Annotated in this window: 14 protein-coding genes; 5 read left to right on the forward strand and 9 right to left on the reverse strand. The window is 64.3% G+C overall.

Annotation, left to right across the window (positions count from 1 at the left end):
• Positions 1-11: 11 nt before the first annotated feature.
• Positions 12-506 (reverse strand): SprT family zinc-dependent metalloprotease, encoded by a 495-nt coding sequence (locus R9B85_RS18545; RefSeq protein ID WP_112251091.1) that lies wholly within the window; start codon positions 504-506, stop codon positions 12-14.
• A 132-nt stretch (positions 507-638) separates the two neighbouring features.
• Positions 639-1238, reverse strand: coding sequence for a Yip1 family protein (locus R9B85_RS18550; RefSeq protein ID WP_003252385.1), 600 nt, complete (start codon positions 1236-1238; stop codon positions 639-641).
• 262 nt (positions 1239-1500) lie between these two features.
• On the opposite strand from R9B85_RS18550, the gene ttcA reads away from it, so the two are divergent.
• Both ttcA and R9B85_RS18560 read left to right on the forward strand, forming a co-directional pair.
• Positions 1501-2325, forward strand: coding sequence for a tRNA 2-thiocytidine(32) synthetase TtcA (gene ttcA, locus R9B85_RS18555; protein WP_012270926.1), 825 nt, complete (start codon positions 1501-1503; stop codon positions 2323-2325).
• Positions 2326-2329: 4 nt separating this feature from the next.
• Positions 2330-3001, forward strand: coding sequence for a DNA-3-methyladenine glycosylase I (locus R9B85_RS18560; protein ID WP_112251092.1), 672 nt, complete (start codon positions 2330-2332; stop codon positions 2999-3001).
• A gap of 116 nt (positions 3002-3117) precedes the next feature.
• Here R9B85_RS18560 and R9B85_RS18565 read toward each other — a convergent pair whose 3' ends face one another.
• From R9B85_RS18565 to arsC, 3 genes are read right to left on the reverse strand one after another with little or no spacing between them, the layout of a single operon-like run.
• On the reverse strand, positions 3118-3531 hold the full coding sequence (locus tag R9B85_RS18565; protein WP_133970559.1) for a DUF2069 domain-containing protein: 414 nt from the start codon (positions 3529-3531) through the stop codon (positions 3118-3120).
• Positions 3524-4129 (reverse strand): NAD(P)H:quinone oxidoreductase, encoded by a 606-nt coding sequence (gene wrbA / locus R9B85_RS18570; RefSeq protein ID WP_112251093.1) that lies wholly within the window; start codon positions 4127-4129, stop codon positions 3524-3526. Before wrbA ends, R9B85_RS18565 begins: the two co-directional genes overlap by 8 nt.
• Positions 4126-4479 (reverse strand): arsenate reductase (glutaredoxin), encoded by a 354-nt coding sequence (arsC, locus tag R9B85_RS18575; RefSeq protein ID WP_112251095.1) that lies wholly within the window; start codon positions 4477-4479, stop codon positions 4126-4128. Before arsC ends, wrbA begins: the two co-directional genes overlap by 4 nt.
• Positions 4480-4564: 85 nt before the next feature.
• Between arsC and R9B85_RS18580 the strand changes: the two genes are divergently transcribed.
• A complete protein-coding gene (locus tag R9B85_RS18580; RefSeq protein WP_215520369.1) occupies positions 4565-5029 on the forward strand; it encodes a TlpA disulfide reductase family protein in 465 nt (154 codons plus the stop codon).
• Positions 5030-5137: 108 nt separating this feature from the next.
• Here R9B85_RS18580 and R9B85_RS18585 read toward each other — a convergent pair whose 3' ends face one another.
• From R9B85_RS18585 to R9B85_RS18600, 4 genes are all read right to left on the reverse strand, one after another.
• A complete protein-coding gene (locus R9B85_RS18585) occupies positions 5138-5542 on the reverse strand; it encodes an META domain-containing protein (protein ID WP_423770428.1) in 405 nt (134 codons plus the stop codon).
• Positions 5539-5976, reverse strand: a complete 438-nt coding sequence (locus R9B85_RS18590) for a hypothetical protein (RefSeq protein ID WP_112251101.1) — start codon at positions 5974-5976, stop codon at positions 5539-5541. Before R9B85_RS18590 ends, R9B85_RS18585 begins: the two co-directional genes overlap by 4 nt.
• A 31-nt stretch (positions 5977-6007) precedes the next feature.
• Positions 6008-6997 carry a 2-hydroxyacid dehydrogenase gene (locus R9B85_RS18595; RefSeq protein ID WP_112251103.1) on the reverse strand — a complete coding sequence of 330 codons (990 nt, stop codon included), beginning with the start codon at positions 6995-6997 and terminating at the stop codon, positions 6008-6010.
• Between the two features lie 168 nt (positions 6998-7165).
• The gene (locus tag R9B85_RS18600) at positions 7166-9922 is read right to left on the reverse strand and encodes a response regulator (RefSeq protein WP_207877124.1); all 2757 of its coding nucleotides are present in this window, start codon (positions 9920-9922) and stop codon (positions 7166-7168) included.
• 193 nt (positions 9923-10115) lie between these two features.
• Between R9B85_RS18600 and R9B85_RS18605 the strand changes: the two genes are divergently transcribed.
• Together R9B85_RS18605 and R9B85_RS18610 are read left to right on the forward strand one after the other, a co-directional pair.
• Positions 10116-10835, forward strand: a complete 720-nt coding sequence (locus R9B85_RS18605) for a response regulator transcription factor (RefSeq protein ID WP_112251107.1) — start codon at positions 10116-10118, stop codon at positions 10833-10835.
• Positions 10836-10838: 3 nt separating this feature from the next.
• Positions 10839-12230, forward strand: a complete 1392-nt coding sequence (locus tag R9B85_RS18610) for a sensor histidine kinase (RefSeq protein WP_112251109.1) — start codon at positions 10839-10841, stop codon at positions 12228-12230.
• Positions 12231-12381 lie beyond the last annotated feature (151 nt).

Consider the following 12381-nt stretch of genomic DNA (forward strand, 5'->3'; position numbering starts at 1 on the left):
CACAACACAACCTATTCCACGCGCGTCTCGCCGCTGTACACCAATATCTCCCGACACCGCTTGCACAGGTAGCGCCGCCCCTGGCGCACCAGCTTGTGCCGCTGCGCAGTAAACGGGAAGTCGCTCTGTGGGCACGGGCAGCGGTAGATGTAGCGGGTCACCACGCGCCGTTGCACTTCGTAGTTGTGGCAACGGTTGGGCGGCAGTTCATACACCCCGCGCATGATCAGCTGCCACTCCTCGCCATGGGCCTGGATACGGTCGCCGAACAGCTGGTGGGCCACCAGGTGCGCCACTTCATGGGCCACGGTCTGGCGCAGGAAGTCTTCCTGGTTTTCGCGGTAAAGCTGCAGGTTGAAGCGCAGCAGGTTCTGGTGCAGGTGGGCGACGCCGGCTTTTTGCCCGCGCAGCTTGAAGCTGACCTCCGGGCGCGGGAAGGGGCGTTTGAAGAAGGTTTCAGCTTGCTGGTAACAGGTTTCGACGCGTTGTCTGAGCAGCTCGGGCATGGCGGGGTGGTTCTCCTGACCGGGCATTATGCCGCAACCCCGGGCAGGCTGCCGAGCCACCGGTCAGCGCACAGCCAGAGGCCGCCTTGCGGCGGCCCCAGGTTTGATGCCCCAGTGTTGGTCGGGTCTGTTCTAGTTGGTGTAGACGGGCCCCACGCCCAGTCCCCAGATGATCACCGTGGCGGCCATGATCGCCACCAGTACCACAAGGCCTACCGCCAGCACCGAGCTGGAGAACAGGAAGCCTTCGTCGGACGGTATGTTCATGAACGTCGGCAAGCCGACGTACAGCAGGTACACCGTGTAGCAGATGGCGGCGGTGCCGATCAGCATGCCCAGCCACAGGTGCGGGTACAGCGCCGCCAGGCCGCCGATGAACAACGGTGTGGCGGTGTAGGTGGCAAAGGCGATGCACTGTGCCATTGACGGGTTGGCGTCATAGGTGCGGGCCATCCAGTGGATGAACGCCCCCATTACCGCCACCCCGGCAAGCATGGCCAGGTACGACATGATGCTCATCCAGATGGCGCTTTCCATGGTCAGCATCACCGCTGGCCGGTCGCCGATCACCCAACCGACCTGGGTGGTACCGATGAAGGCCGACACGGCGGGGATCGCAGCCAGGATCAGGGTGTGCGTCAGGTACATGTGGCTGATGGTTTCTTCTTCGCCACGAATTTCCCGCCATTCCTGGTCGGGATGGGTAAACAGCCCCACAACGTGATGAATCATGCCGATCACTCCTCTCAATGTTGCCAAACGCCCCCCAGATGGAGCGCAAGCGGCGCCAGGCCGGAACACCGAAGCAAGCGGTAATGTGGCCTTATGTCGCAGTATAGGAAGCCGTTACCGGCATAAACCGTGCTTTTTAGAGCAAATTGCGCTGTAAGGCGCGCTGTTGATTACGATGAAGTCTTTATCGGAATGCCTACAGCGCCGCCGCGTTTGTGCGTAAAATAGCCGGCTTTTGTCACACCTCGCGGATCCAAGCGCTATGGGCACCCTCTCGGTCAACCAGAACAAACTGCAAAAACGCCTGCGTCGTCTCGCCGGCGAAGCCATCACCGACTACAACATGATCGAGGATGGCGACAAGGTCATGGTCTGCCTGTCCGGCGGCAAGGACAGCTACACCATGCTCGACGTTCTGTTGCACCTGCAGAAGGTGGCACCGATCAAGTTCGAGATCGTTGCGGTGAACATGGACCAGAAGCAGCCGGGGTTCCCCGAGCATGTGCTGCCGGCCTACCTCAAGGAACTGGGCGTCGAGTACCACATCGTCGAGAAGGACACCTATTCTGTGGTCAAGGAGCTGGTCCCCGAGGGCAAGACCACCTGCTCGCTGTGTTCGCGCCTGCGCCGTGGCACCCTGTACACCTTTGCCGACGAAATCGGCGCGACCAAGATGGCGCTGGGGCACCACCGCGACGATATCGTCGAAACCTTCTTCCTCAACATGTTCTTCAACGGCGCGCTCAAGGGCATGCCGCCGAAGCTGCGCGCCGACGATGGCCGCAACGTGGTGATCCGCCCGCTGGCCTACTGCAGCGAGAAGGACATCCAGGCCTACTCGGACATGAAGGAATTCCCGATCATCCCGTGCAACCTGTGCGGCTCGCAGGAAAACCTGCAGCGCCAGGTGGTCAAGGACATGCTGGTGGAATGGGAGCGCAAGCACCCGGGGCGTACCGAGAGCATCTTCCGCGCCCTGCAGAACGTTGCACCGTCGCAGTTGGCCGACCGCAACCTGTTCGATTTCACCAGCCTGAAGATCGACGAAAACGCCACCCCGCGTTTCCTTGACGTGCTGAACATCTGAGCCCATGCGCGATTACCAGTGGTTGCACGAATACTGCCTGAACCGCTTCGGCTCGGCCCAGGCGCTGGAGGCCTTCCTGCCGCAGCCGCGCACGCCGGCGCAGCTGCGTGATATCAGTGACGACCGCTACCTGTCGACCTTGGCCCTGCGCGTGTTCCGCGCCGGGCTCAAGCACAGCCTGGTGGATGCCAAGTGGCCGGCGTTCGAGCAGGTGTTCTTCGGCTTCGACCCGGAGAAGGTGGTGTTGATGGGCGCCGAACACCTCGAGCGGCTCATGCACGACGAGCGCATCATCCGCCACCTGGGCAAGCTCAAGAGCGTGCCGCGCAATGCGCAGATGGTGCTTGATATCGCGAAGGAGAAGGGCAGCTTTGGTGCGTTCATCGCCGACTGGCCGGTGACCGACATCGTCGGCTTGTGGAAGTACCTGGCCAAGCACGGTAACCAGCTGGGCGGGTTGTCGGCACCGCGCTTCTTGCGCATGGTCGGCAAGGATACGTTCATCCCTACCGATGACATGGCTGCGGCGTTGATTGCGCAGAAGTTGATCGACAAGCCGCCGACCAGCCAGCGGGACCTGGCTTTGGTTCAGCAGGCGTTCAACCAGTGGCATGCCGAGAGTGGGCGGCCGCTGTGCCAGTTGTCGGTGATGCTCGCGCATACCGTCAACCATTGAGATTGCTGGGGCTGCTTTGCAGCCCTTTCGCGACACAAGGCCGCTCCTACAGGAATACGCGATACCCTGTAGGAGCGGCCTTGTGTCGCGAAAGGGCCGCAAAGCGGCCCCAGAATTTACGCCCCTTCGCCCGCCATGCGCCGCTCATGCTGGAACTTCCAGCGCACATACAGCAGCCCGGCAATGAACAGCCCCAGGCTCACCAGCACTTCTACCCAGCCAAATACCGCCCGCGCCGGGTCGAACGCCGCCAGCACGCCCTTGATGAAATAGATATTCACCACGAAGCAGGTCCAGGCATGTGCCCGGGCGCTGCCTGTCAGCATGCCCGGCAACAACAGCAACAACGGCACCAGTTCGATCGCCAGGATCACCTCGACCCGTGCCCCGTGCAGGTTGGCGAACCACAGGTTGTTCACTACCAGCAGGGCGATCAGGCCGAAGAAGAACGCCAGGCTCAGCGCCCGCGTCAGGCGCAGGCGCGGTGCCAACCATTCCAGCGCCGGCAATACCTTGGGCTTCTTAGCCACGTGCGGCCTCCAGGGCCTTGGCGGTGGTCGCCAGGCGTTGGCCAAGGGCGCGGCACAGGGCGATCTCGTGCTGGTCGAGCTCGCGCTTGCCATCGGCGCCAGCATGATGGCTGGCGCCATACGGAGTGCCGCCGCCACGGGTCTCGAGCAGTGCCGATTCGCTGTACGGCAGGCCCATCACCAGCATGCCGTGGTGCATCAGGGGCAGCATCATCGACAGCAGAGTGGTTTCCTGCCCGCCGTGCAGGCTGGCAGTGGAGGTGAAAACGCCTGCCGGCTTGCCGACCAGTTCACCGCCCAGCCACAGGCTGCTGGTGCCATCCAGGAAATACTTGAGCGGCGCCGCCATGTTGCCGAAGCGGGTTGGGCTGCCCAGTACCAGGCCGGCGCAGTGGCGCAGGTCGTCCAGGGTGGCGTACAGCGCGCCACTGGCCGGGATGTCCGGGGCCACCGCTTCGCACTGGGTGGAAATTGCCGGCACCGTGCGCAGGCGGGCTTCCATGCCGGCCAGCTCGATGCCGCGGGCGATGTGCCGGGCCATCTCGCTGGTCGAACCATGGCGGCTGTAATACAGCACCAGGATGTAAGGCTGGCTCACGGCAGGATCTCCAGTACTTTCTCGGGCGGGCGGCCAACCACGGCCTTGTCACCGGCGACCAGGATCGGCCGCTCGATCAATTTGGGGTGCCGGGCCATGGCTTCGATCAGTTGTGCGTCGGTCAACGCCGGGTCGGCCAGGTTCAGCTCCTTGTACTCGTCCTCGCCGGTACGCAGCAGTTGGCGCGGGGCGATGCCCAGCTTGCCGAGCAGGGCCTTCAGGGTGGCAGCGTCGGGCGGGGTCTCGAGGTAGCGAACGACGGTCGGCGCCAGGCCGCGAGCTTCGAGCAGTTCCAGGGCGCCGCGGGATTTCGAGCAGCGCGGGTTATGATAGAGCGTGAGGTCGGTCATGTCGGGTCGCATCCAGCAGGGTGTGGCGGCTATTCTAACCGCAGCGACTGACCAATTTGCTTTAAAACTCGAGAAGGATTGACCCATGGCAAGGCGTCTGGCAGCAGTACTGGCCATCACCGCGAGCCTGTTGCTCGGTGGTTGCGGTGCCGATTATGGCGTGGACCAACACGGTAATACGATTACGGCCGAACAACTCGATGGGCACTGGCTGGTGCTCAATTACTGGGCCGAATGGTGCGGACCGTGCCGTACCGAAATCCCTGAACTGAACGCGGCAGCCAAGCAGTGGGCGGCCGACGGTATCAAGGTGGTGGGTGTGAACTTCGACGGCTTGCAGGGGCAGGAGCTCAAGCAGGCTGCCGAAACCCTGGGCATCGCCTTCACCGTATTGGCACAGGACCCGGCCGAGCGCTATGACCTGCCACGTAGCGAGGCATTGCCGGTGACCTACATCATCGATGACAAGGGCAAGGTGCGGGAGCAGCTGATGGGCGAGCAGACCCTGGAAGGGCTGCAGGCCAGGATCAAGGCCCTGAAAGGCGCCTGATCCAGAAAGCTTCGCGGGTAAACCCGCTCCCACAGGTACAGCGCCGCTTTCAAAGCCTGCGCCGAACCTGTGGGAGCGGGTTTACCCGCGAAGAGGCCAGAGGATCGGTCAGCCTTCCTCAGGCCAGAAGCGCAGCGGCTTGCCTACGGCCGGCCAGAAACGCACCTGCTCGATAGGCGACACATCCCAGCGCTGCACTGTTTCCAGCGCCTGCAGGAAGCGCTTTTCCTGCTCCATCAACGCCGGTGCGCAGAGCTTGCGGGTTTTGCCGACCTTGCCGAAGCTCAGGTGCTCGCCGTCCAGTGTGTATGGCGCGAACCAGTGGTTGCAGCCGCCGTTGCCATAGGCACGGCCATCGCTGGCCAGGGTCAGGGTCAGGTGGCTGTAGTCGATCAGTGGTCGTTCGCCAATCCACTCCAGCACGTAGCTGCGCTCCTGCTGCAGTTTCGAGGGTTCCGCGGCGCAGCCGAGCAGGCCGCTGGCAATCAGCACGCCGGTCAGCAGATTCTTCACTCGGCGCTCTCCTGGCAACGCGGGCACAGGTGTTTTTCGCCACGGCTGGCCCAGCCCAGCTCGGCTACGCGCGCGCTGGCGGCAGGCTGGCGGGCTTTCTTGCCCAGCTTGGCGTCCACCGCGAACTCGAAGTCCAGCACGGCGTCGCAGCTGTCGCACGCGACCTGCCAGGTGAGGATTTCCAGTTCGTTGAACACCGGGCCGCTGGCCACGGCAACCCACTGGCCGCGCGGGTTGATCAGGTGGCGCACGCTCTCCACTGTCAGGCGCATGGACAAGTCCTTGCTGCCCTTGAGGGTGACCAGCAGGGTGTCGCCTATGTGCATCGAGCCGCCGTTGCCGGTGACCTGATAGCGGCCCGGCACCAGGGCGCGGCACTCGATAAGCGTGTGTTGCGGGTTGAAAAGGGTGTAGCGGAAATCGTGCTCGACCATGGGTCCTCCAGAAATGCCGCGTATCCTAGCACTAACCCATCACCAGATTCTGTGGATTGCCTGCCGCCCAGCGGTTGATGTTGTCCAGCGTGGTCGCGGCGATGGCATCCAGTGCCTCGCGGGTAAGGAACGCCTGGTGGGCGGTGATGATCACGTTGGGGAAGGTCAACAGGCGGGCCAGTACGTCGTCCTGTAGCGGCAGGTCGGAGCGGTCCTCGAAGAACAGCTGGGCTTCTTCTTCGTAGACGTCCAGGCCCAGGTAGCCGAGCTGGCCGCTCTTCAGCGCGTCGATCAGCGCCGGGGTGTCGACCAGCGCGCCGCGGCCGGTGTTGATCAGCATGGCGCCGGGCTGCAACTGGGCCAGGCTTTGTGCATTGATCAGGTGCCGGGTGTGTTCGGTCAGCGGGCAGTGCAGGCTGATGACGCGGGCTTCGCGCAGCAACTCGGGCAATGGCAGGTAGCGCGCGCCCAGGGCCAGCAGCTCGGGGTTGGGGTAGGGGTCATAGGCCAGCAACTGGCAGCCAAAACCGGCCATGATGCGGGCGAACGCGGTGCCGATCTGGCCGGTACCAACCACGCCGACGGTCTTGCCATGCAGGTCGAAACCGGTAAGCCCGTGCAGGGTGAAGTCACCCTCGCGGGTGCGGTTGTAGGCCCGGTGCAGGCGCCGGTTCAGGGCCAGGATCAGCGCCACGGCGTGTTCGGCCACGGCGTGCGGCGAATAGGCCGGCACTCGCACCACGGTCAGGCCCAGGCGCTGGGCGGTGGCCAGGTCGACATGGTTGTAGCCGGCCGAACGCAGGGCGACCAGGCGTGTGCCGCCTGCGGCCAGGCGCTGCAGCACCTGGGCGTCGAGCTCGTCATTGATGAAGGCGCAGACCACCTCGTAGCCATCGGCCAGGGCCGCGGTGTCGAGGGTCAGGCGGGCGGGCTGGAAGTGCAGGTCCAGGGTGGTGCCGCTGGCGGCCCGGGTGAAGCTTTCCTGGTCGTAGTGCTGGCTGCTGAACAACAGGGCGCGCATGTTTGATTCCTTATACATGACTCATTAACGACACAGGCCCTGTAGGAGCGGCCTTGTGTCGCAAAAGGGGCGCGGAGCGGCCCCAGGTTCTATGCCATGGCGACGATCGCCGGGGCCGCCTTGCGGCCCTTTCGCGACACAAGGCCGCTCCTACCAAGACCGCGTTGGTCAGGCGCTCAATCTGGCCTGCGCCGCCAAGCGGTTGATCGCCGCATCCAGTTCATCCAGTGCCTGTTGTGCCAGCGGGTTTTCCTGCTTGAGCAAGGTTTCGCTGCGCTGGCACGCGGCCCGCAACTGCGGCACGCCGCAATAACGCGAGGCGCCGTTCAGGCGGTGCACCTGTTCGATCAGGCCGTTGCGGTCGTCGGCCTCGCGGGCGGCGCGTATGGCTTCGCGGTCGGCTTCCAGCGAGTTCAGCAGCATGCTCAGCATATCGGCCGCCAGGTCTGCTTTGCCGGCGGCCAGGCGCAGGCCTTCCTCGGGGTCCAGCACCTTCAGGTCATCACCGTTGTCCAGTTGCTCGGCCAGGCGTTCCTGCTGTGGTGCGCCCAGGCTCAGGCCGGTCCATTTCATCACCACCTGGGCCAGTTGCCGTTCGCTGATCGGCTTGGTCAGGTAGTCGTCCATGCCACCGTGCAGCAACGCGCGTTTCTCGTTGGCCATGGCGTGGGCGGTGAGGGCGACGATCGGCAGCGGGTTGCTGCTTTGGGTGTTTTCCCACAGGCGGATCTGTTCGGTGCAGGCGCGGCCGTCCATGCCCGGCATCTGCACGTCCATCAGCACCAGGTCGAACGGCTCGTCCTGCACCGCCTGCACCGCCGCATAGCCGTTGTCGACGGCCAGCACCTCGGCGCCCATGTCTTCGAGCAGGGTCTGCACCAGCAACAGGTTGGCGGGGTTGTCGTCGACGCAGAGGATTTTCGGCTGGCGCTGGCCGTTGACGCTGTTCACCTCGCCTTGCGGGCGGCGCGGTTGTAGCAGTTCCAGCAACAGGCGGCGCAGTTTGCGCGTGCAGGTCGGCTTGGACAACAACTGGCCATGGCCGTTGGGCAGGTACGGATGGTAGAGCGCCTGCTCGGTGGTCGGGCACAGCACCACGCACTGGCAATGGTAGCGTTCGAGCTGCTGGTGGTAATGGCCCAGCTGCTCGGGCGACAGGTTGCCAAGGTTGGCGCCGAGCACGGCGAAGTCGAATGGCAGGCCGGCCTGGCTGGCAGCTTGCACGCCCTGCAGCAACTGGTCGAAGGAGGGGAACAGGCTGACGCTGAGGCCGCAGTCCTCCAGCTGGTGTTCCAACGCCTGGCGCGCCAGTTCGTGGCCATCGACGATGGCTGCGCGGCGACCCAGCAGCGGTTGCAGCGGCAGGTCCTCGACACCGTCGTGGGCTTTGGGCAGGTTCAGGCTGATCCAGAACTGCGAACCCTCGCCCGGGGTGCTGTCGACACCGATTTCGCCGCCCATCTGTTCGATCAGGCGCTTGGAAATCACCAGCCCCAGGCCAGTGCCGCCAGGCTGGCGGGCCAGCGAGTTGTCGGCCTGGCTGAAGGCCTGGAAAAGCGTACGCACATCCTGCGGCGACAGGCCGATGCCGGTGTCCTGCACGCTGATGCGTAGTTGCGCACTGTCTTCGTGCTCGTCTTCGAGCATGGCGCGCACGACGATGGTGCCCTCGCGGGTGAACTTGATGGCGTTGCTGACCAGGTTGGTAAGGATCTGCTTGAGCCGCAACGGGTCGCCGATCAGCGACGACGGGGTATCGCGGTAGATCAGGCTGAGCAGCTCCAGCTGCTTGGCGTGGGCGGCCGGGGCGAGGATGGTCAGGGTGTCCTGGATCAGGTCGCGCAGGTTGAAGGGGATGCTGTCGAGCACCAGCTTGCCGGCCTCGATCTTGGAGAAATCGAGGATCTCGTTGATGATCCCGAGCAGGTTGTCGGCGGACTTCTCGATGGTGCTCAGGTAGTCCAGCTGGCGTGGTGTCAGCTCGCTTTTCTGCAGCAGGTGGGTGAAACCGAGGATGCCGTTGAGCGGGGTGCGGATTTCGTGGCTCATGTTGGCCAGGAATTCCGACTTGATGCGGCTGGCCTCCAGGGCCTCCTTGCGCGCCATGTCCAGCTCGATGTTCTGGATCTCGATGGTTTCCAGGTTCTGGCGCACGTCCTCGGTGGCCTGATCGATGCTGTGTTGCAGCTCTTCGTGGGCGTTGTGCAGGGTTTCGGCCATGCGGTTGATGCCGCGCGCCAGCTCGTCCAGCTCATGGCTGCCCATGGCCGGCAGGCGTTCCTCGAGGTGGCCGTCCTTGAGCTGGTTGACCGCGTGCTTGATGCGCTTGATCGGGTCGTTGATGGTGCGGCTCATGCGCAGTGCCAGCAAGCCGCTGAGCACCAGGCAGGCGAGAATCAGCAACAGGCTGGTGAACAGGTTGCGGTAGCCGCGCAGCAGGGTGCCGTCGTGGGACAGCTCGATCTCGACCCAGCCCAGCAGGCGTTCGGTTTCGGCCGGCACGGCATCGGTGGCCAGGTCGCGATGGTGGCCGAACACCGGCATCAGGTAGCGGGTGGCATCATTGCCGCTGCGTTGCAGCAGTTGGGTGCCGGTGCCGCCGCTGGGCGGCTGGTTGAGCATGCTCGGGCCAGCGTGGGCCAGACGCGTGCGGTCAGGGGCCAGGAAGGCGACCGCGCGCACATCCGCCTGCTCCAGGGTTTGCGCGGCAATACGCTCCAGTTGCGCCGGTGCCAGCTTGGCCATGGCGGGCGCAGCCAGCGGCGCCAGTTGCTCGGCGATCATCTTGCCGCGTTGCAGCAACTGGGTGCGGAGGTCGTTCTGTTGCAGCCAGGTGAAGTAACTACCCAGCACCAGGGCCATCAGGCCGGCCGGCAGCAGAGCCAGCAGCAGGACCCGGCTGCGAATTCCCAAGCGATCGAGCACACTCGCCTCCTGTCATGTGCCTGGACACCGTCACGCAATGACGGCCAAGCCGGGAAGTTACTCCGCCTGCAGTGCTATTGCACCTCTTTAGTATGTGTTTTGCGCCCTTGCAGGGGCATTGGTCGCAGGGCGGTTGCCTGGCAGGCGCTGGATACTCAATAATCACGCGATTGAGAATGCATGGCAGTTGCCAATGAATCCTGTAGCTATTCACAATTCCAACATCCTTGCCATCGAGGATGACCCCGTTCTCGGTGCCTACCTGCACGAAGAGCTGCAGCGCGGCGGTTTCCAGGTGACCTGGTGCCGCAATGGATTGGAGGGCCTGGAAACGGCAGGCCGCCAGGCTTTCGATGTGGTGCTCATGGACATCCTGCTGCCCGGGCTCAACGGTCTGGATGCCCTGGCGCAGTTGCGCAAGCGTAGTGCCACGCCGGTGATCCTGATGTCGGCGCTGGGTGCCGAGGCCGACCGCATCAGCGGTTTCCAGCGCGGTGCCGACGACTATCTGCCCAAGCCGTTCAGCATGGCCGAGCTGCAGGTACGCATCGAAGCCATACTGCGCCGCGTGGCCCTCGAACGACGCCATCAAGCCCCGCACGCGCATGCCGCCAGTGGCGAACTGCAATACGACGAGGGACTGTACGACGTGCGCCTGGAGGGTCGCCTGGCCGGGCTGACCCCCAGCGAGTTCCGCCTGCTCGACATCCTCAACCGCAACCTCGACGAAGTGCTGAGCAAGCCGTTCCTCTACCAGCAAGTGCTGCAGCGAGGCTATTCGCGGCATGATCGCAGCCTGGACATGCACGTCAGCCAGATCCGTCGCAAGCTCAAGGGCATCGGCTATCACGAACGGCAGATCCGCACCGTGTGGGGCAAGGGCTACGTACTCAGCGCCAGCGAGGCGGAGTGACCCATGCTCGACCGCCATTCGCTGTTCTGGAAGCTGGCCATCCTGTTGGTGGGCTTCTGCCTGCTGATGATCGGCCTCAGCTACACCTGGGGCCGGCACATGGAAACCCAGAACGCTTTCCTCTCGGAGCCGGCGCGGCAGGCCTTGCGTGGCTATGCCGCCGAGGCCGAGCAGGCCTGGCGCAGTGGCGGGCGGATGGGGCTGGACAGGTGGGTGACGGCGATGCACCAGCGCGAACGCGGCTGGGTTGGCGTACTCGACCTCAACCTGCGGCCGCTGGACAGCGCCAGCCTCGACCCGCAGATCATGCAGCGGCTCACCCGCCTGCGTGGTGTCGACTGGCCGATGAGCCGGCGCAGCGTCGAGCAGCCATGGCTGCGCATACCGTTCCCGGGGGCACCGGAGCAGGGCATGCTGGTGATCGAACTGCCGCAGCGCTTCAACCCCGGCCAATACCGCATGCTGTGGCGCATCGTCACCAACGGCATCATTCCCGGCCTGTTTACCCTGCTGTTGTGCGTGGGCCTTTATCGCATGCTCATCGTGCCGTTGAACCAGTTGCGCGAGCAGGCCAACGCCTGGCGCGCCGACCAGCTGTCGGCGCGCCTCGATCCACGCACCATCGCCCGGCATGACGAGCTGGGCGAACTGGCCCGAGCCTTCGACCAGATGGCCGAGCGGCTGCAGGGCACGGTAACCATGCAGCAGCAGTTGCTGCGTGACCTGTCCCACGAAATGCGTACACCACTGAGCCGGCTGCGTGTGGCCTGCGATGGCGAGTCCGACCTGCAACGCCTGCGTGAACGCCTGACGCGGGAGGTGGACTGCATGCAGCAGCTGGTCGAGGACACCCTGCAACTGGCCTGGCAGGACGCCGAACGTGCGCCGATGAACCTGGAGCCGATCGAGGTGCAGGCGCTGTGGGAGCTGCTGGCCGAGAATGCCAGCTATGAAAGCGGCTGGTCGCTGGCGCGGCTGCGCTGCGAAGTGCCGGCCGACTGCTGGGTGCAGGGTAACCTCAACCACCTGGCCCAGGCGCTGGAAAACCTGTTGCGCAACGCCATTCGTCATTCGCCGGCCGATGGTGTGGTGCGCCTCGGTGGGCAACGTGAAGGCGGGTATTGGAGGTTGTGGCTGGAAGACGAGGGCGGTGGCGTGGCTGAAGAAGACCTGGAGCGGATTTTTGCGCCGTTCTCGCGGCTGGACGGTTCGCGACCAGGAGATGGCGGTTTCGGCCTGGGGTTGAGCATTGCCCGCAGTGCGATCCAGCGCCAGGGCGGCACCTTGTGGGCGGAGAATGGCAAGCGCGGGCTGCGGTTGTGGATGCGCTTGCCCTTACATGTGCCGGCCTCTTCGCGGGTGAACCCGCTCCCACAGGTTCATCACTATTCTTGAGGCCAGTGAAGTCCCTGTGGGAGCGGGTTCACCCGCGAAAGGGCTGGTACAGGTTATCGATATAGCTTGTAGCTATATTCACCACAGATTGCGTGATATGGCCGCGAAGGGTTTGCCGGTATGATAGGCACCCCTGCCGTCCGGATTGTGA

Origin of the sequence: Pseudomonas sp. NLJ1 (assembly GCF_049486705.1) — a bacterium.
GTDB lineage: Bacteria > Pseudomonadota > Gammaproteobacteria > Pseudomonadales > Pseudomonadaceae > Aquipseudomonas > Aquipseudomonas inefficax.